Source organism: Paenibacillus sp. FW126-R14, assembly GCF_058789495.1.
In genome coordinates this window covers 1-20,711 of sequence record NZ_JBYTBS010000040.1, presented here as the reverse complement: position 1 = coordinate 20,711, position 20,711 = coordinate 1, and the positions used below count along the sequence as shown (strand labels likewise).

The window sequence follows — 20,711 nt, the reverse complement described above, 5'->3', positions numbered from 1 at the left end:
AGAAACCAGCAAACTCAAGGGTTTGCTGGTTTTATTTAACAAACAGAATCGGGAATTCTCATAATACAAGATCCCCTTAGACTAATATCTTTAACTCTTTGGCACGCTGTATCGCTTGGATCCGATTATTGACATCCAGTTTTCTGTACAAATTTTTAATATGCGATTTAACCGTTTCAGCTGCGATGTTCATCTGTGCACCGATTTCCTTGTTTGTCAGTCCATCCGTGACTAACCGAAGGATTCTCGTCTCCCGCTCTGTCAGAATAACGTGTGGCTCCCCCTTACTCCTCTGCGCTGCAGCGAGACTCTCCACTCCCGGCGTGGCGGGCGCAAGGATCGCATTTTTCTGATTCTTTCTAATTTTATCCCATGTCTTTGATAACCGTTCCTCGGTTACGGGCTTCATCAGATAGTCGAGCGCATGTGCTTCAAAGGCTTGAACGGCATAATGATCATACCCCGTTACGAAGACCACATCGATCGATCTGTTGAGATCGGATAATAGGTTTGCAAACCGCATCCCGTTAATTTCCGGCATATAAATATCGAGAAATGCGATATCAACCGGATTTCCTTTGACGAATTCATAGGCTTCCAATGGGTTCATAAACGTATGGCAATCGTCAACTTCGCCACTTTCCACAAGCAGCCTCTTCATACGATTCACAGACAACTCTTCATCATCCACGATAATGGCGTGCAGCATATTTAACCTCCTCTTGGCACTAAAGGTCTTACGGGAATATCGAAAAATACCTTGGTACCGCCGCCTTCTATGCTTTCAATGCAAATGCCCTGCCCGTAAAGCAGCTTGATCCGCTGATTGATGTTCCATAATCCAATTCCCGTCCCCTGCCTCTTTCCATCAGAATGCCATATTTCCCCCAAGGTGGCTGCGGACATGCCGCTCCCATTGTCCTCTACGGCAAAACGAACGGCACTGCCCGTTTCATTCCTAACGGATATGCTCACAGTCCCCCCTCGCAGGGTGGCCATCAAACCATGCTTAATGGCATTTTCCACCAACGGCTGCAGAACCAATGGGGGAATCCACATGTCCAGATGGGGATCCACATCATACGCCACTTCCAATCTGGTACCGAAACGCGCCTTTTCAATATTCAAATAAGCTTTGACCAATTCCAGCTCTTTTTCGATGGTTGTCAGGGTATCCATTTGTTTAAAATTAAAGCTGCTTTTCATGTATTGCGATAAATCTAGTATTAACGCTTCCGCCTTTTTGGGGTCATCGATGCACAATGAAGCAATGGAATTCAGGGAGTTGTATAAGAAGTGAGGTTTAATTTGGGATCGCAAAAAGGAGATTTCCGCATCCTTCGCGGCTGTTTGCAGCCGTTGATTTTTCAAAAGTATATCTTTGATGGTCTCGTTTAACGAAATGAATGACCAGACGGCCACTGCCGTAATCACAATGTAAATGCCATTAATCAGGAGAAATTTGGTGGAAATACCTCTAATGAAAGACCCCGACGCCGCGCCTACAAGACAATAAAAGATGGATAGAAGCAGGGCAAGGTTTATTCTTCTCCTTTTGGATGCGTGCAGGAAAGACTTCTGGCACATAAGGATAGCCGGCATGCTGACTATGAGGGTTATGACTGTTGTATAGAAACCCAAATCTACGCCGAGATATAGGCGATATAGGATAATCGTTGCTGTTAGAAATAGCCCCGTTCGCCAACCGCCGTACAGGGTTCCTAATAACAACGGAACAATTCTAATATCCAACCGAATTCCGGAGGCCGTACTCGCAGGAAAAGACATGCATAGAACGATCGCTAGCGCCAATAGCACAGCTTGGATGATATTGCGGTTTTCCCTTTTCTGCTCCGGCTTTTCTGGAAAAAATGTCTGGAACGCAAAGATTAACGTTGCAATAAGTGCTAGTTGAAGCAAAAAGTCTTTGACTATGTTCATATGCGTTGGATCACCTTCTGACTTTACGGAATACCGTTTCGACATTTTTTTATTTAATTCGACGTTAGTTATAAAATGCCTTTTCTTTTAAAAATGAAAATATTGGCTATCGCTTGATAGGCAAGAGGCTGCCATCCCTGTAGAACATTCTACTGGGACAACAACCCCTATTTTCATTATTTTTTTTCATAAAAGCTGGTGTTAATCTGGATTCAAGACTGCCGGGTCATTAAACAGGTTAAAGTTAGCCACTTTACCAGGTGTGGACCGGTTAGAGGTTTCGCCACTTCCGAGAAGGCCATCGGAAGCATTGCCCCATGTCCAAATATCACCATTGGCCTGTAACGCAATGCCCGTATTTCCTTCTCCACCTGTAATAGCCAGAACATTGGTTAAGTTCGTTGTTATGAGAGTAGGCCTATCCCGGTTAACAAACGAGCCTATGCCTAGACTTCCACTCCAATTGCCGCCCCATGAAAACATCTTGCCCTCATTATCAATGGCGAAGGAATAATAATTCCCAGCCCCAATTTGCGTTATGTTGGATAACCCCTCGACTTCATAAGGCGCTAATTGATTATTAGATGTCCCATTACCAATTTGGCCCATAGCATTGTAACCCCATGTATAAACAGCGCCAGTCACACTTAAAGCTAAGGAATGTTGATTCCCATTTCTGATATCAACGATGAAAGGCAGGCCCTCGATTTTGACCGGTGCCGGTTTGTTTACTCCTGTTCCATCGCCAAGCTGCCCATTATCGTTAGCTCCCCAAGCCCAGACTGTGCCGTCAGACTTTAAGGCAATTCCAACATTGGACCATTCGCCTCGAACGGCTATGACATGATCTAATCCCTCAACTTGCGCAGGAGCTGCATAAATCGCAAATTTCCATACGGTACCGTCACTTTTTAAAGCAAAGACATTCGTTCCCTCTGCAGAAATAGAAACGACATGATCAATGCCGGCTATTTTTTTAGGACCGCTTAAATCATAGTAGCCCCACTTCCAAATATGTCCGTCAGCTGTCAGCACTGCCGTGTATCCTTCACCTGCTTGTACGGCGATGATGTTTAGAGGCAAGTTTGGAACAGCGAATATGCGGGTACGAGGTGTTTGCGTTCCGTCTCCAATTTGCCCGCCATAGTTAGAACCCCACGTATAGACTTGACCATTGGCAGCCAGCGTGGCGATATGGGCTTGGCTTTCAGAAACTCGATTCCCCGGCAAAATGGAAATGGCTTGGACGACATAACTCACTCCTGCCGAGTAGACACTGGACTGATCCGATGAATCTACGGACTTTACTTTCAGAGTATGCGTACCAATCGTTAACGGATCAATCGCTATAGTGATTGACGTCCCTACAGCCTTGCCGGATCCGATCACAGTCGTTCCATCCGTATCATAGACAGTGATTTGATTGCCAACCGCTACATTAGTGACCGTGATCATCGGCATGTAATTCGAGAGGCTGCCATCCACAGTGAATGTAGGAATGGGAACAATAATAGCTGTACGGAAGGCAGCGGTAGCTGAAGATAGTGTCGCAACTGCCGCATCCACATCATGTTGAGTTGCAATTTCAGATGCCTGCACAGCAGATGCTGCTGCGATTGCAGCTTCGTAGGCGTCATGAGCTTCTTGCGAAACTTGTCCTGTCGCTAGCCCAACTGAGTATTTGCTAAGCAATGCAGATGCCTGAGAAATGGCTGAGATTAAATTTGTTTTGTTAACAGGAGGCACCGCTTCGTTGACATCCTCAATCATCCGCAAAATATCTTCGGCCGTATCCAGATCCCCTGGTTCTGCAGCAAGAATAGCATCTTTATAGAAGATCACATTAGCAGGAATAGCCGTATTTCTTCCAGTTGCTGTATTCAGCACTTTAATCAAGTCGATATCTTCTCCATGGTAAGCTTTGATCGTTGCAATGGCCGCCGCTTGCGCCACTACGTCGATTGCCAGCCTGTGGACTTGAACGGTGTAAATGTCATATCCATCTTCATCTGCATGGTTGACGTAAATTTGCACCTCATTAGATCCTACTAGCAACTGCTTCGTATCATCTTCATCGTTTACTTCTATATATGCATTAGGATTCATTGGTACCGCTGTTACTTTAGTACTTGTCACAATAAACGGTACAGTTGCTTCATAATGCTGAATATCCGGTGAAAATGCCGGACTCAATGTAACATTGCTTAGCTGTAAGGCAAGTAATCGACCATCCGTATCGGACGTATCTTTTAATACCGTTGCCTCAAACTCTTTCGTTTGGGGTGTTCCTGCGTCCTTCGTAATCGTTGCCGTCAAGCGCACAACGCGATTGCCTTCTGTGTAAGCAGGGCGAGTAACAACACCTGTATTCGCAACGATTGCCAGATTATCTGAACTCCAGGCAATGGTAGTACCATTTGATCCAGCTGTGCTCAAGGTCAAGTCTGCTAGTACTGCGGTCAATGCCGTGTTGGTATTGCGGATTGTATCTGCTGTAAGCAGCGCCTTCGCCGCTGTTATATCTTCATTAGCGGTGTCTTCTGGCGGGCTGGATGGCGTCGGCGTTGGTGTAGGCGTTTGCGTTGGTTCTGGCGTTGATGTTGGTGCTGGTGTTTGCGATGGTGTTGGTGTTGATGTTGGTGCCGGTGTTTGCGTTGGTTCTGGTGTTGATGTTGGTGCCGGTGTTTGCGATGGTGTTGGTGTCGGTGTTGACGGTGAAGATGAAGATGATGATGATGACGATGGTGCAGACGTCGGCGCCGGCGTAGGTGCAGTTGTGGTTGTCGTTTTAGTCGGAGGTGTCTCAAATGTAGAACCGCCTACATTCATAGTTGCCAACACAATCGTACCTTTACCCAGCATTTTTATGATAGCATCTAGGACAAGGTCGTTAATTTTTGCTCCATCGCTAAGGTTAAGCACCATTCCTGTCGATGTCGATGTTACATTCATTTTCTGAATCGAACCTTCGGGCATATCAATTTGTAATTGCTGCGAGCTCACATTGACCGTATTGAAGGAGCCTGCCAGCGTAACTTTTGAACCAGCCGGAAGCGAACTCAGATTGACATTGCCAAAACCATTCCCTGTTGAATTGGTTTCTTTCAGAATCGCCGGGGATTTTACAGTTACCACAGCAACCGTCGTGGTCCCTTCAGAAACGATACGAACTGTACCGGTCCCAGACTTCTTGTCAATAATAATGTCAACCAGTACGGAGTTATTAAAATGAATACTATTCTCGCCACCGCCCTGTACGGTAACTTTACCAGTGACTTTAACATTCTCTAAGAACGCATCGCCGTTGCCGATGCCTTCAGCCAATAAGAGATCACCTTTAATCACCATATTCCGTAGTGTGACACCTGCTGTATTCACCGTTACATTCTTATTGATTGTCTCAATACCGGTTTCAGGACCGTATGTACCTGCCGTTTGATAAACCACGGTTTGTGCGGCTTGAGCGCGATCTAAGGTAACAACCGCTTCCGCGCGTGTAATAGGTGCCAATGGTTTAAAGCTATGATCGGCATCATAACCATTCATAATTTGCGAAGCCACGACTTCAGCGATGGCGTCCTTGCTCCAAGCTGCCATTTGGCTAGCATCTGTAAAAGCTGCACTCGCAGCGCCGGTTGCTCCGTTTAATGTCAATAACCGGCTTACGATGACGGCTACCTCTTGGCGGCTAATCGGCTTATTGATGCCAATCGTTCCGTCTGCATAGCCAGCGATATAGCCGGCTTTAACAGCTTTGGCCACTTCGGCATGCGCCCAATTATCGGACGCCACATCGCGGAATGCGATATCCGACGTTTCTGTAAATCCAAACGAGCGATTGATCAAAGCAATGAATTCCGCTCTTGTAATTTGGTTATCCGGCTTAAAGCTGCCGTCGTCATACCCTTTAATGAATCCTTTATCGATCCATGCAGAAATCTTGCCTGCCGCCCAATGCCCTTGAATATCCGATGTCCCGGCTGAAGTCGCACCAAATGCGACACCAAACGACGAAAATAACAGGCATGCTATGACGATTATGGATAGCAGCTTTTTGACTAAAGTATTCCTCATCCCATTTCCCCCTACGATTAAACTAAAAATGTGCCTCCTTAAATTTGCAACATCACAACTATATCCCTTATTTTTCGACAAAAAAATCCCCCATTCGGGGGGGATGCGTGAATAAATTACGTCTGATTTAGACAGGCTGGCTTCTGTTCTTTTGATCCAGTATATATGCCGCTACAATACCCTCCTGCGCACTAAATACAAAAAAAATGGCGCCCCAAGCACACCCATTACAATGCCTGCCGGCAGTTCAACAGGTGCAAATAAAATGCGGGCCACAGTGTCGGAAATCGTAAGTACACCTACGCTTAATAATACACATGCCGGAAGCAGCCAGCGATAATCGCTGCCGATAAGCAAACGGGCAGAATGAGGCACGATCATTCCTACAAAACCGAGCAATCCTACTACACTGACCGTGCTGGCTGCAAGTAATGTAGCGATTGCCGTAAAGTATACCCGGTGTAATTCCACACGCAGACCTAATCCCTTCGCCTGTGCATCCCCAAGCGCCATAATGTTTAGTCGTCGGCTCCCCATCAAAGCAAGTATGGTTCCTGCTAACGTATAGGGAAGAAGGATATAAACATGCGGCCAGCTTCTTGCTGAAAGCCCTCCCGTCATGAACATCAGGGCTCCCCCTACTCGATCGCTGTAGAAAGTGAGTAAAGCCGAAATGCCGGAATTCAACAGAGCAGACACAGCTACACCTGCAAGAATGACCCTGAGCGGACTTACTCCACCGCGCCAAGCCATAAGATAAATGAGTAAAGCAGCCCCAATAGCACCAACAAATGCAACGGGTGTAAGCAGATACGCATAGGCGGGAAATAAGATAAGAATACCGATTCCAAATAGACCCGCACCTGAGGAAACACCAATGATATGCGGATCAGCCATAGAATTACGCATGACGCCTTGCAGGAGTGCTCCTGATAACGAAAGACTGATACCAACTAACGCAGCAACGATTGTTCTTGGCAGTCTGATATTCCAAATTATATCGTGATAAGTGCTCTGTCCGCCGAACAACGAACGTAATACATCCGGTATCGTAATATTTACTGCCCCACATATTAGACTCAAAACTAAACCTATTAAAGCGAAAAGTGCAAGTACGACTAGCATCCCCGAGCGCCATATGACATTTTTGTGATAACTGATCATTTTGCTGTACTGCCATAAATATCCGGATAAACTAATTTAGCTAGATAGGATAAGGATTGATCGAAGTTAAATCCAGGATTCGTCACAAATAGCGAGGACGGAAGGAAATAGATTTTATTTTCTTTAACCGCTCTCAAAGTCTTCCAGGCAGGATTATTCTCTATGTCAGATTTGAGCTTCTCTTTACCGTAGTCTTCTGTGCCGTGTACGATGAAGAATACAAAATCCGGATCTAATTCAACAAGCTTTTCCAAGCTGTAAGGCGCAGAACTTGGCATCATACCTGATGGGAGGGAATCAGCGACATTTTTTAGCTTTAAGCGGCTGGCAGCGTCCAGTGAAATCGTCGAATTCTTTTGTACACTAATTCCCATTGGCATGATAGTGATCATCGCAAACTTGGGGCTTTGTTGCGGGAGTTTGCTTAGAACCGTTTGCATATTTTTCTCCGTTTGATCAAGCGCAGCCTTAGTCTCTGCTTCTTTTCCCGCTATTTTCCCAAATAGCTCCGCAGCAGCTTTTATATCCGCATAGCTCTTGATATCCATTAAGGCCAGGGGCACTTTAGAAGAAGCTAATGAATCTTTCAAAGAAGCATGGAACATTGATTGCCCTATAACCAGATCAGGTTTCAGGCTCATCAATTTTTCTAAGCTAACTTGGTTAATTGCACCGACCTGTGCGGCATCCTTAGCCATCTCTGGAACAGGAATGCCCGGAGCAGTCGCCAATCCAACAGCTTTGCCCCCCACCTGATAAAACAACTCCTGAACTTCTGTATTTAACAAAATAACGCGCTGCGGTTTGTCTTTTAAAGTAATTTCTTGCTTCGTACTGTCTTTGAAAGTTATGAAATCTCCATTCAGCGGAACAATACTAGGAGTAGGTTTAGTTGGCGTTGTCTGTTCCGGCCTCGACGCAGAACACCCCATAACTACTGTTGATAACACAAATGCACTTGCAATGATTAACCCTAAACGCTTCAATAGCATACACTCCTTAAATTTCATATGCCATTGATCATATAGCAATGTTCAGGGTAAGAGATGACTCCAAAGTGCTATTTAACCGGGAATTATGTGAAGAATTCTTGCCAAATGTTCAATAACCCTATTTGCGGCATTAATCTCGCCAAGACGCTTTTTGCAGTCTGCTAGCATTGGCTACGACGGATACAGAACTTAGCGCCATAGCGGTTCCAGCAATCCACGGTGTCATTAAACCCATGAACGCAAGCGGGATTGCCAAGACGTTGTACATGAGTGCGAAAATTAAATTTTGACGAATGTTGCGCATCGTCTTCCGGCTCATCACGATGGCATCCGCAACTCCCCCCAAGTCGCTATGAAGCAAATTGACATCTGCTGCGTCCTTGGCGATCTCTGAGCCTGTACCTACAGCGATGCCGATATCGGCCGCCGCCAAGGCAGGCGCATCATTCACGCCATCGCCGACCATCGCAACACGCTTCCCTTTCGACTGCAGCGTTCTTACCAAACGAACTTTATCCTGAGGCAGCATTTCCGCATAGATAGCTGTTATTCCAGCCCTATCCCCTATCGCATTGGCTGTTTTACGGTGATCGCCGGTTGCCATGGCGACGACGATCCCCATCTTTTTCAACCGTCGTATAGCTTGAGGCGTAGATGATTTTAATGTGTCCATGAGCGCGATTAACCCTGCAGGAACACCGTCTACCGCTGCAAACAGTACCGTCTTCCCTTCCCTCTCTAACTGTTCTGTTATTGGCGCAAACTTCTGCATGGAAATTTCGGCCTGACTCATAAAAGCTCTAGATCCGATAAGAATCTCATGTTGGTCTACTTGGGCCGTCACCCCCAACCCCGTTAGCGCTTGAGAGGTGGACATCTCTTTCAGCTGGAGTCCGCGCCGAACGGCTTCTTTCACAATCGCTTTCGCATAGGGATGCTCGATTCCTTTCTCGGCAGCAGCAAGCAAACGAAGAAGGCGATGTTCCTGGCCCGAATCCGTGACGATGTCTGTCACTCGGGGTGTTCCATGGGTAAGTGTCCCTGTTTTATCCAGTAAAATGATATCGATCTGCTGCAGCTGTTCCACATATTTGCCTTCTTTAAATAAAATCCCCGACTCCAAGGCACGGCTCGTACCCACCAGAATCGAAGTTGGCGTCGCCAACCCTAAAGCGCAAGGGCATGCGATAACAAGTACGGCTATTGCTTTGAACAGCGCCCCTTTGAAATCCCCCGGCGTAAGCCATAAGGACCAAATACACAAGGTGAGCAATGCAAGCACCAAAACAGCCGGAACGAACACAGCAGCGATCCGGTCTACATAGCGCCCGATCTCCGCCTTCGAGGCCTGCGCTTCCTCCATTAAATGAATCATCTTGCCGAGCGCCGTTTGAGGTCCAAGAGCCGTCACTTGCATAGTCATGGCTTCGTCCCGATTTATTGATCCGCCTATCAAGCGGTCATATTGGCGTTTCTCCACAGGTACGGATTCTCCGGTAATGAAGGCTTCATCAACAGCGGACCTGCCGCTCATAACTCGTCCATCCGCAGGAACGATTTCACCGGGAAGGATCAAGAGCGTATCCCCAATCCTGACGCTAGATAATCCTATTGTCTCTGGGTGATTCCCACTTCTGAGGATTGTAACGGTTTGCGGACTTAGTCGGCGCAGCTGATGAATCGTCTTCATACTTCTTTCTTTGGCGGAAGACTCCAGCCATTTGCCAAGCAGCACAACCGTAATAATCATGGCGCTTGTCTCAAAATACACCGAATGCGGATCATGTCCACCCGAATGCAGCATGTGCATAGTCATGTAATGACTGTATAAATAGGCGCTAGTCGTACTAAGAACGATAAGTACATCCATATTGGCGCTTTTGCTTTTTACAGCCTTCCAAGCGTTAAAGTAAAATGGAGCGCCTATAACAAATTGAACCGGCGTGGCAAGCACCCATTGGAACCATGGCTGAAGAAACAGCTCAGGAATCCAAATTCCGGATGTCAACGTATAATGACGAACCATTGCCCACAAAAGAGGCAAGGTCAATAGCGCGGAAATCAGCAGTTTTGCTCCTAGACCAAGCACCGTTTTCTGAGACTCGCTCGCTTCTTCCAACTTTTCTGCGGAGTATCCCAATTTCTCGATACGCTCGATAACCCGCCCTCTCAACTCAGAATCGGAGTCCAACACTAACGCGGCACGTCCCAGCGGTAAATTGACTGCGATTTCATGAACGCCAGCCATTTTACCAACGACTTTCTCAATGCGCGCAGAGCATGCCGCACAAGTCATCCCCTCTATTTTTAAGCTTATTTTTTGAAACTCTGAATGTTCGTTCAATTTTTCCACCTCCCATACAATCTCCGCACTTACTTGCAACTATATGGGGTGTCGTCCAGGTTCATGCAAGATTCCTTGAAAATAGCTCTTTCGAGTCATGCATGATGAAGCTCCTCGTCATTCAACAGCTTATATAGAACCAACATGGAAATTGCCAGAACAATATCCATAAAAATAATGGAAAGCGCAGGATAGTCTGAGACCACCATCACCCCCAGCATCGCTCCCATCATACCTCCCATTAATCCAGCTAACATGCCGTCCAGGGATGCAACAAGATGTATGGATTGGCCGGCTAGATAACCAACAATCATCCCAAAAGCAACACCGATAACGGTTGAAAAAAATAATCTTTCGAGCACAATTCCTGCTATTGTACCGACAAGCAGGCTTGATACCATAGCAATTGCCATCGCGGCCATCATGCCCGCCATTTTAGATAAAAGTGAGCTCTTTGAACGTAGATGAAAAATAAGAACAAGGACGACCAGCAGAACGAAAATCAAAGATGCAATACTTGTGTTTACCGTTAATTGAGAGGGTCCCATTTGGATCTCTGTGGCTGAGTCTCCCCCATGCTCATGTGCTGCAGCCGGCAATCCCGGGAAGATTACGATCAATATCATACATAAACCACAGATTTTCAAAAATAACTTTTTACTCCATGCCGTCAAAGACCCTCACCTCTTCGTGAAATTTCAATATGCCCACTCTCTAGTCTATGGTGATGGTACATTACGCATGACGCCTAACCTTCGTTGAACAAAGCACTACACTTGCCTAGACACTCCACATAAGAACTCAATATGGAGATGGCATTTTTATGCCGGGCTTATTTTTGCCCCTTTTATTTTAATTCTAGCTGTTACAGGATCGGTATACTTATTTAAGCCTCAGATCGAGAAATGGATGTATCATAAGTATTACTATGTTGCAGCACAACACGAGAAAATATCTCCTTCTAAACAAATCGAAAACGTCATGCATACATACCCTGAGGCAAAAGTAGTCAAATATCGTCCAGGGGACAAGGACTCTACTATGTGAAGGTGAATGCAAGTGCCAACGGCTCCAGCATCATGCCAACCAAACAATTCCTTGCAGGTGAACTTTCGAAGGAACAGCGAGAGTTGCTTCAGAAGGGTTCTCAAGATACAAAAAAAAATCACGATCAGCATCATTAAAAGAAAGAGGCGTGCTGCAGCGACAGCACGCCTCCCTTGCTTCCGTGGTCATACAGTGGAACGTTGCTTTTCTCCGTTCCACTGGATTACCCTGCTGCAAAGCCTTTGGATCAATTTTTCCTCATGACTGATGACCAGCACCCCCAAATTCCGCTCCTTAGCAATGTTCAGCACGGCATGCCATATCTGCGCCTGCGTAATGGCATCGAGCATCGTAGTCATTTCATCAGCAATCAGAAAACGAGTTTCAGGACCAAGCGCCCTTGCGATACAAAATCGTTGAAGCTCTCCGCCGGACAGCTCATTAGGCCATCGCTGCAGCCATTCCCTCTCAATGCCGAGCGACCGCAGCAAATCAGAGTCAGGCTGCCAGCCTTCGTTAAGCATACGGTGCATGGGCCAACGCGGGTTGACCGCTTTCTCCGGATGCTGAAATACAAGCTGTACAGGATGAAAACCCTTTTTGGCTGGAGGACTGCCATCTAAGTGGACAGTGCCCTCGTGCGGTAGATCATAGCCGGCGATAAGGCGACCCAAGGTGGTTTTCCCGCAGCCGCTCGGTCCGACAAGCCCTACCACTTCCCCTTGCTTCAAGGAAATGTCCATTCCCCTGAATATCCATGCATCCCGTCCATAGCGAAAACCCAGGTTTTTACCTTCAAGAAGCATGTGTACACCTCGCGATTCCGCCACGCAGTTCCCGCATTTCCGGTCTTGCATGGGAACATTCCGAGGTAGCCATCTCACAACGCGGGGCAAACAAACATCCCTCAGGCAAAGCATCAGGGTGCGGCTGAAAGCCTGGTATGGGAAGGAATTCATTTTGAGGCAGCGCTCTCCATAAAGCTTTGCTGTAAGGGTGTCGAAGCAAATGGCCATCTCCGGAAAAATCGCCTGCCGAGGCGATCTCCACGGTTGTCCCCGCATAGAACACGGCGACTTTATCGGCAATGGGAAGCGCGGACTCGATGTCGTGCGTAATAAACAACACCGCACATCCCTGATCCGCAAGTTCCCTGAATTGCTTCAACGTTTCCTGCACGACCGCAGGGTGCAGTCCGGGCGTTGGCTCGTCGGCAATCACAAGACGCGCTCCGCTAACGGTTGCCGTAGAGACAAGCACCCTTCTGGCCATCCCCCCGGACAGCTGGAAGGGATAAAGCGTATCCACGCTTGGTGACAACTGATACCTCTCAAAAGCCTTCTTTTGTTCAATAGCAGGATCGCCCTTTTGGACAGAGAACCGAACTTGCGCTCCCACCTGCATGAGAGGATCCAAATAATTAACGGATTGGGGGATGAAAGCAATCTCCTTCCCCCTTATTGCGGCTTGCTTGGCTGGATCGATGGCTTCCCCTTTATAAAGGATCGTGCCGTTGACGTTCGCATTAGTTGGAAGAATACCCATGATGGCATGAGCCAGTACGCTTTTGCCTGAACCGCTGGACCCTACCACCGCCAGAACTTCCCCTGCTTGTATGGAAAGGTGAAGACCATGAATAACTTTGATCGTTCTCTGACGCAATCCGCTGGTGTATTGGGTGAAAGATACGGACAGATCATTCACTTCAAGTATTTGCATAGGGATAGCCTCCTTCTTTAATCAGGATCTATGTATTACTCGTGAGAACGATGAGGATCCACAAGCATACGCAAGTTTTCGCCCATGATATCGAATGCCCGCACGACGATTAACAAGCAAAGTCCTGGGAAAATGGCCAGCCACCACATGCCTGCCGATAAGTATCGCATGGATTCAGATAGGATAATCCCGATGGCGGGTTGATGCGGAGATAATCCCATTCCGATAAATGTAATAGATGCTTCATGCAAAATGGCATGAGGGAAAAGAAGCAGCAAACCTACTAGCAACTGCGGAATCAAATGCGGCAGCATATGCCTGGTTGCTACCCACCAACGGGATTTACCCAGCCGCAGGGAGATCAGCACGTATTCCGCCGACCTGAGCTGCATCACTTCCGCGCGTATGACACGTGCGAGACTTGGCCAATGCGTTAGGGCAACGCCAATAATAACCCCTTTCATTCCGCCTCCCAAAACAAAAGCGATCAGAATTAGCGTGACCAAATGGGGAACGCCTAGAAACAGATCGATAAGCCACGCAATAATACGATCTGCCGTTTTACCCATCGTAGCGGCCGCTAATCCAAGTGCGGCTGCAATCAGCACGCTAGAGGCTGCTGCTGTCATTCCTACTCGAATACTTAAGGAAAGCCCTTTGATGGTGCGGGTAAACATATCCCGACCAAGCCAATCCGTACCGAAAGGATGCTCCCAGGAAGGCGCTAAGTTGCGCAATTCTAAGTGAGAGTCAAGGTTCTCGGAGCTGAGGATAAATCCGCACAGCCAAGTACCTGTGACTATTAAGGTTGCAAGAATGGTGATCATCAGCGTACGCTGTCTGCGATTAAAGCGGATTCCTGTTTTTGAAGCTTTGATTCGTTCTACTGTCTGGATGCTCATAATATCCGCCTCTCCCTGAGCCTCGGATCTACTAACCGATAAATAAGATCCGCAAATAAGTTGCCGGAGAAAACAAAGAGCGCGCTGAACAGAACGACTCCCAGCAGCAGCGGAACATCTCCTCGCAGCCCTGCCTCCACGGTTACTTGCCCTAAACCAGGATACGAAAAGACTTGTTCCGCCAGAACAGCGCCGCCGAACAGCTCGCTAAATGCTGTAAATTGCAGGGACACTGCCGGTAAGGCAACATTTCGCAGCCCGTGCCTCCAAAACAGTCGAAAGCCACGTTCTCCTCTCGCTCTCGCGAATAGCACATAGTCGCTTGAAAGCACATCCAGCAGCTTTTGCCTTGTGTGCAAAGCTATGCTGGAAATGCCTACAATACTTAATGTCAACGCAGGCAGGATCATATGCTGGATACGATCCATCCACGTCACCTGCTGCGAGAGTACTCCGGCAGGCACTCCTAATGCAATTGGAAACCAGCCAAGCCATACGGCAAATACGATGAGAAGCAGCAGCCCCATCCAGAAAGTTGGTGTTGAAGCCAGCGTATAGCAATACCACTTGATCAGCCTGTCGATCCAAGTGTCCTTCTTCATAGCGGCAATGACGCCCGCCATAAAACCAATGATTCCAGATAATAGCCACGCTGTGCTCATCATAAAGATTGAGTTTAAGAACCTTTCACTGATCACCTCTGCCACTGGCCGGCGGAAAATCATGGATGTGCCTAAATCACCATGGAGGAGCGTAGTCCCCCATCGAACAAATTGTTCAACGGGGGATTTATCAAGTCCCCAATGCTGTGCGATCAGCATCCGCTGCTCCGGACTTACCCTCATCATGTCTGCACCGATATAAGCTTGAACCGGGTCGATAGGCGAGAAGCTGACAAGTATGAATGAGATTAAACTGATAGCAAAAAGTAACGAGGCCAGCCGGACTACCTTTAATCCTATAAACGCAACCAAATTGCGAATCATCTCATGTACTCCTTCTCGTTTATTGCTTCCAGCTCCACTCTTCGATATTATCCGTTACTGGCCAGCCGTGGCCGTGAGGATGAATTCTCTGTTTGCCGATATCGAGCTTGTCCTTAACAAGATACAAATGATCGATGTTTACGAGCCACGCCCACGGTGCATCACCTTGCATGCTCAAACCGTTTTTACCGTCCCATTGCGCCTTTTTCCAATATTCCATTGCTGTTTCCTGATTAGTTGCTTGCAAAGCTTTGTGCATCCACTCATCAACTGCAGGGTTGCTGTAGAAGCCGGAATTGTAATAATCGACGCCGCGATATTTGCTGCTGTACACATTGTACATTTCTAAAGGATCGTTACTGCCCCAACCGAAAACAACGGCATTGCTGTACATCGACTTTTTGATATCGTCCCAGCTCTTGCCCTCGACATTAATTTTAATTCCAATCGGCTTCACCATGTCGGCTACGGAAATGGCTAGCGATTGCCGTGTAACATCGCCGGAAGGATAAATTAACGTAAATTCGGCTTTTAAAGCATCCTTTTTCAAAACGCCGCTGCCATCTGCATCTTTCCAACCTGCATCCGCAAGAATTTTCTTAGCTTGAGTAGCATCAGCATCCGTAAATACCGTATTCGGATTCCACCATGGAAGACCGTCATTGATCGTATAAGCGGGAGAGCCGTAGCCTTCCAACACGCCTTTTACAAGCGATTTGCGGTCAATCGCCACATTGATGGCTTTGCGGATTGCGATATCTGCTGTCACATCGTTTCCAATTGGATTGCCGTCTTTGGTTTTTTCTCCGGATTTAACATAGGGAAACATGATTCCGCGGTTATCCACCGTTTTCACAGCTTCAAGACGCATACCGTTAACCGATTGTTTACTGAAAGCGGATGGTATGTAGGCAATATCGACAGTACCGGCTTTAGCGGCGGCAAAAGAAGCATCTTCTTTCAGGAACAGGAAAGTCAGCTTTTTAAAATAAGGTTTACTGCCGTAATATTCCGGATTAGCCTCAACGATAAGCTGTTGTCCCTTATCCCATTGAACCATCTTGTACGGCCCTGATCCGATCGGTTTTTGTGCATAATCTTTTCCATAAGCGTGTTTTGGAATAATCCCTGTCGTCACCAAAAGGCTAATGAAAGTGGACTGTGCTTCTTTCAGCGTGAATTTTACGGTGTAATCATCGGAAGCTTCTACGCTTTTCATATTCGTCAGATCGATAATCGATGCGTTCTTCGCCGCAGTCTCAAAAGTAAACTTTACATCTGCCGCAGTTACCGGCTTTCCATCCGAAAATTTGGCGTTATTGCGAAGCTTTACGGTCCAAACCGCTCCATCGGCGCTCACATCGTAGCCTGTAGCCAAGTCATTGACAATTTTCATCTGACTGTCCCGCTTCAGCAGCGTGCTTTGAAACATGGGAGACCCGTAACGCCCCCAACCTGTTGTTGGATCAAAGCCAGCATCGGGTTCTGAGCCGACGGATAGAACAAGTTCCTCTTTCTGCGCTGGAGCAGCAGCCTGCTTCGACTGCTTTGTCGCAGAAGTACAGCCCGTCAAAGCCATGCATAATACTAGCACTAGAATAATAGCTAACCGTGTGAATTGATTTTTCATCATTGTTACGCCCCCACTTTTCATTATTTGATTTAGTTTGTAGCATGAATTATGTAAAACGTGGCACGCATAGAGCGCAAAATGCCCATGAATCATGGCATTTTGCGCTATTACTTATGTTATTGTGATTTATCCTTGTTTCATTTCCCACAAGACATACAAAACAATACCTGCGATGACTACTGCTGCCGCGATGATTTGAATAGCTTTCCGCGGTATCTTTCTAGAATGCTTATGATCATGGTCATGGTGGTGGTGATGGTCATGATCGTGGTCATGGTGGTCATGGTGGTGGTGATGGTCATGATCGTGATGATGATCGTGGTCGTGGTGGTCGTGGTGATCGTGATCGTGATGGTGACCTGCTTTGTTTTTCTTAACCTTGTCTAAAATACCGTGATGTCCTTCATGCATTGTCATTCTTCCCTTCTATCGTTTGTTAGTAGATTCAGACAAATACCTAGCGCATTGGTTTGCTAACCGTTAACCCCAACGTTCTTCGATTCGGAAAAACTTCCAGACACCGTAAGACACAAACCAAGCCAGAACAAATAAGCCGACTAACATATATCCAAGAGCTCCAAAGTCAAGGTTTTGTATCCAACCCCAGAACTGTCCTTCCAGTCCTATCTTTGAAGAAATCACCTGAACCAATTCAACCATTCCGATAAGAAGGGCTGCAACTACAGCCAATGCCGTTACTGTAAGATTGTAGTAGAGTTTGCGCAGCGGAGTCGAGAACGCCCATTTATAAGCAGTTGTCATAAACATCCCGTCCGCAGTATCCATCAAGCTCATTCCTGCAGCAAATAATATTGGAAAGGATAAAATTCCGACGAAAGAAATTGACGCTTTTGCGGCCCCGGCGGAGATAGCAAGGAGAGCAATTTCGCTAGCCGTATCAAAGCCTAAACCGAACAGGAATCCTAATGGGTACACATGCCAGCTTTTCCCGATAAATTTATACATAGGGCTGATCAGGCGGGAAAAGAATCCTCTGGACTCCAAAAGATTTTCAAACTCGTCATTGTTATGACGTCCCTGACGGAATTTGATAAATAATTTGTACAAATTAATTAAAATTAATAGATTAACGATACCTATAATGACTAAGAAAGTTCCAGAAACAGATGCACCAATGATTCCGCCGATGTCTTGCAGCTGCGGCAGCTCTTTTTGAATCCAGTGTACGGAGAGCGCGGTTACGATGACCATAAGGAATACGACGGATGAATGGCCTAACGAGAAGTAAAATCCTACGCCTAAAGGGTTCTTCTTTTGCTGTACAAGCTTTCGTACGGTATTATCTATGGCAGCAATGTGATCGACATCAAATGCATGGCGCAGACCTAATGTATAAGCCAATAAACCAACACTCCACAATGAGGGATTGTTACGGGCTGCTGTAAATAAAAATATCAAACCGATGACATGCAGCATCAAAACGGAGCTTCCGTATCCCAAATATGAGCGCTTATTGTTCACCATCTATTCCTCCTATGAAATTGTTTTCCCCTTATACCTCAATTTGTTCAGGATTTTGTTACGAAATCATATTTGTTTGTGTGAGTTACACCTGATCAGTTTTCTATGATTTCATCTCCTCTACTGAAGTTATTTTTTTGCACCTTCAGAATCAGATTAACCTAGAGATCCAGCCAGTCCTTTGCTTATTGTCTCTTTCTTGCGATAATTTAACAGTCGAGCGGAATTCAGTACGACAAACATGGAAGCTAGATTATGAATTACCGCGCCGGTAACCGGAGATATCAAGCCGCAAATGGCAAGCGTTATTCCTATCACATTCACACCGAATGCGAAGCCCCAAATGTTTTGTCTGATCGTAAATACAACTCTTCGGCTCAGTCTCACCACTTCCGGCAGCATGTTCAGATGGTCGCCCATAAGAGCAATCGAAGATGAATCGATAGCTGCATCCGTGCCCGCGGCTCCCATAGCGATACCAACATCAGCCATCATAAGCGCCGGCGCATCATTAACGCCATCTCCAACCATCGCTACAACGTTGCCCTGCGCCTGCAATTTGCGAATAAAAGCAAACTTATCTTCAGGCAATAGTCTCGCATGGAACTCGTCTATACCCGTTTGATTGGCAATAGCTTGGGCAGACATCTCATGGTCTCCCGTGAGCATGATGACTCTTTTTATTCCGGCTTCTTTTAATTGAGAAACCACTTGAGCAGCCTCGTTGCGCGCGGTATCTGCGATCGAGATTCCTCCTACGCATCTATTGTCGAGAATCATGACCAAAGCCGTTCTTCCCAGTTGCTCCTGCTCTTTCATAAATGTTTCGGCCTTATCTATGTCAGCTTGCGGAATCTGTGTTTGCTCCAGAATCCTGGAGTTTCCTAACCACACTTGCTTGCCTGAAATTACAGCATGAATGCCGACTCCGAATATTTGTCGAAACGATTCAATATGATGCTGGTGATCTTGTTCTTCTTGCGCCACATAATCGATAATAGCCCGGCCAAGCGGATGCTCGGAACGCTCCTCAGCGATTGCTGCCCATTTCATAAACTCTTGCTCTGTCATTGATCCAAACACATCTGTGTGTACCACTTTAGGCTTTCCTAAAGTAAACGTACCCGTTTTGTCCAGACAAATGACATCGACTTTCCCTAATGACTCCAGCGCCCTTCCGCCTTTAACCAAAACTCCCCGTTTGGCAACGTTGCCTACACTTGCGACAACTGCTGTTGGCGTAGCCAGTATCAATGCACATGGACAAGCAATCACTAATACGGTCATCGTACGAAGCAAATCGTCTGTAAGAAGCCAAGTAATACCGGATATCGATAGAATGATTGGAGCAAAATATTTAGCGAAACGGTCAGCTGTTTTCTGTACGGGGCCTTTTAATTCCTGTGCAGCAAAAACGATATCGATGATCTTGCCCATGGTCGTAGCGGCTCCAAGTTTCTCAGCACGAATTTCAATGGAGCCAAAGACGCTCACAGTTCCCTGAAACACCGTATCTCCCGTGCTTTTATCTATTGGCATCGATTCGCCTGTTATTGCGGATTCATTAATTGACGCATCTCCATGAATCACACTGCCGTCAACAGGAATTCGTTCTCCTGGTTTTATTAGCAGACGACTTCCGGCTTGTACTTCTTCAATAGGAACAATCGTCCATTCCCCTTCATGCCAAACCCGGGCTGTATCGGGCACTAAGTCGAGAAGCTCGTGGAAAGCTTTGCGGGTTTTCTTCAACGTTATTTCTTCCAGAAACTCGCCGATAAACATCATTAGTGCCACAAGCGCAGCCGCTTTATATAGTCCTAGATAGGCACAGCCAACCATCGTCATAACGACCATAAAACCAGCCGAAAACTTCCATGTTTCCAGGAATGCCGAAAGCGATCTGTACGCAATTATTCCTCCGCCCAGGAGCATGGGTAAAAAAGCAATGGAAAAACCCAGCCATTCCTCTTGTCCTGGAATATAAGAAACGATAATAGAAACAATCATAAACAGAGGCAGAAACCATACCCAGATTTCCTTCAAAAGCCTTGCCATAAAATATCCCCCTTCAATCTGTTCGTAGGTTACTTTGCCTCGTGGAAATGATAAGAAAACTTCAATGCTTTGGGGATTAAATTACTATTAATGAAAACGCATTCAATATGAACACCCCGTGTCGATGCGTGTCATCATTTAACTATAATGTAACACAGACTTATTCAAATTTAAATACATAAATAAAACTTTGTTCTTTACAAATGAAAAATATTTCTTTTTTATCAATGCAAATCATGGTTATTTTTTAACCATCGTTATCCATGGATATTTTTCTCAGAAATTCCGAACATTCTTAATTTATTAATTTTCAAAATGTAAATTTATATATGAAAATAATTTCATAAAAAAGAGGATCCATAAATGGAC

At 46.3% G+C, this 20,711-nt stretch carries 16 protein-coding genes; 2 read left to right on the top strand and 14 right to left on the bottom strand.

Annotated features, from left to right (window positions below):
- Positions 1–76: 76 nt before the first annotated feature.
- The 7 genes from AC3WRW_RS22335 to AC3WRW_RS22305 form a co-directional block, all read right to left on the bottom strand.
- The gene (locus tag AC3WRW_RS22335) at positions 77–709 is read right to left on the bottom strand and encodes a response regulator (RefSeq protein WP_492548497.1); all 633 of its coding nucleotides are present in this window, start codon (positions 707–709) and stop codon (positions 77–79) included.
- Positions 710–711: 2 nt separating this feature from the next.
- Complete coding sequence (locus AC3WRW_RS22330; protein WP_492548496.1) at positions 712–1,941, bottom strand: sensor histidine kinase; 1,230 nt, start codon at positions 1,939–1,941, stop codon at positions 712–714.
- A gap of 201 nt (positions 1,942–2,142) precedes the next feature.
- Positions 2,143–6,015 carry an RCC1 domain-containing protein gene (locus AC3WRW_RS22325; protein ID WP_492548495.1) on the bottom strand — a complete coding sequence of 1,291 codons (3,873 nt, stop codon included), beginning with the start codon at positions 6,013–6,015 and terminating at the stop codon, positions 2,143–2,145.
- Positions 6,016–6,186: 171 nt separating this feature from the next.
- Complete coding sequence (locus tag AC3WRW_RS22320) at positions 6,187–7,140, bottom strand: FecCD family ABC transporter permease (RefSeq protein WP_492548535.1); 954 nt, start codon at positions 7,138–7,140, stop codon at positions 6,187–6,189.
- Positions 7,141–7,175: 35 nt separating this feature from the next.
- Positions 7,176–8,165, bottom strand: coding sequence for an ABC transporter substrate-binding protein (locus AC3WRW_RS22315; protein ID WP_492548494.1), 990 nt, complete (start codon positions 8,163–8,165; stop codon positions 7,176–7,178).
- A 136-nt stretch (positions 8,166–8,301) separates the two neighbouring features.
- The gene (locus AC3WRW_RS22310; protein WP_492548493.1) at positions 8,302–10,515 is read right to left on the bottom strand and encodes a heavy metal translocating P-type ATPase; all 2,214 of its coding nucleotides are present in this window, start codon (positions 10,513–10,515) and stop codon (positions 8,302–8,304) included.
- 95 nt (positions 10,516–10,610) lie between these two features.
- Complete coding sequence (locus AC3WRW_RS22305; protein WP_492548492.1) at positions 10,611–11,189, bottom strand: hypothetical protein; 579 nt, start codon at positions 11,187–11,189, stop codon at positions 10,611–10,613.
- Between the two features lie 130 nt (positions 11,190–11,319).
- Between AC3WRW_RS22305 and AC3WRW_RS22300 the strand changes: the two genes are divergently transcribed.
- Positions 11,320–11,562 carry a PepSY domain-containing protein gene (locus AC3WRW_RS22300; protein ID WP_492548534.1) on the top strand — a complete coding sequence of 81 codons (243 nt, stop codon included), beginning with the start codon at positions 11,320–11,322 and terminating at the stop codon, positions 11,560–11,562.
- A gap of 185 nt (positions 11,563–11,747) precedes the next feature.
- On the opposite strand, the gene AC3WRW_RS22295 is transcribed toward AC3WRW_RS22300, so the two are convergent.
- From AC3WRW_RS22295 to AC3WRW_RS22275, 5 genes are read right to left on the bottom strand one after another with little or no spacing between them, the layout of a single operon-like run.
- Positions 11,748–12,368, bottom strand: coding sequence for an ABC transporter ATP-binding protein (locus tag AC3WRW_RS22295; RefSeq protein WP_492548491.1), 621 nt, complete (start codon positions 12,366–12,368; stop codon positions 11,748–11,750).
- The gene (locus tag AC3WRW_RS22290) at positions 12,358–13,281 is read right to left on the bottom strand and encodes an ABC transporter ATP-binding protein (RefSeq protein WP_492548490.1); all 924 of its coding nucleotides are present in this window, start codon (positions 13,279–13,281) and stop codon (positions 12,358–12,360) included. The genes AC3WRW_RS22295 and AC3WRW_RS22290 overlap by 11 nt, the downstream gene beginning before the upstream one ends.
- A gap of 35 nt (positions 13,282–13,316) precedes the next feature.
- Entirely contained in the window at positions 13,317–14,183 is an 867-nt protein-coding gene (locus AC3WRW_RS22285) for an ABC transporter permease (protein WP_492548489.1), read from the bottom strand.
- Positions 14,180–15,169, bottom strand: a complete 990-nt coding sequence (locus AC3WRW_RS22280) for an ABC transporter permease (protein WP_492548488.1) — start codon at positions 15,167–15,169, stop codon at positions 14,180–14,182. The genes AC3WRW_RS22285 and AC3WRW_RS22280 overlap by 4 nt, the downstream gene beginning before the upstream one ends.
- Positions 15,170–15,188: 19 nt before the next feature.
- Positions 15,189–16,799 (bottom strand): ABC transporter substrate-binding protein, encoded by a 1,611-nt coding sequence (locus AC3WRW_RS22275; RefSeq protein ID WP_492548533.1) that lies wholly within the window; start codon positions 16,797–16,799, stop codon positions 15,189–15,191.
- Positions 16,800–17,039: 240 nt separating this feature from the next.
- Here AC3WRW_RS22275 and AC3WRW_RS22270 point away from each other — a divergent pair, with 240 nt between their 5' ends.
- The gene (locus tag AC3WRW_RS22270; protein ID WP_492548487.1) at positions 17,040–17,189 is read left to right on the top strand and encodes a hypothetical protein; all 150 of its coding nucleotides are present in this window, start codon (positions 17,040–17,042) and stop codon (positions 17,187–17,189) included.
- Between the two features lie 93 nt (positions 17,190–17,282).
- Here the strand turns inward: AC3WRW_RS22270 and AC3WRW_RS22265 are convergent, their stop codons facing one another.
- Entirely contained in the window at positions 17,283–18,287 is a 1,005-nt protein-coding gene (locus AC3WRW_RS22265; RefSeq protein WP_492548486.1) for a HoxN/HupN/NixA family nickel/cobalt transporter, read from the bottom strand.
- Positions 18,288–18,440: 153 nt separating this feature from the next.
- Positions 18,441–20,342: a heavy metal translocating P-type ATPase gene (locus AC3WRW_RS22260; RefSeq protein WP_492548485.1), complete on the bottom strand. Its 1,902-nt coding sequence runs from the start codon at positions 20,340–20,342 to the stop codon at positions 18,441–18,443.
- Between the last annotated feature and the right edge of the window lie 369 nt (positions 20,343–20,711).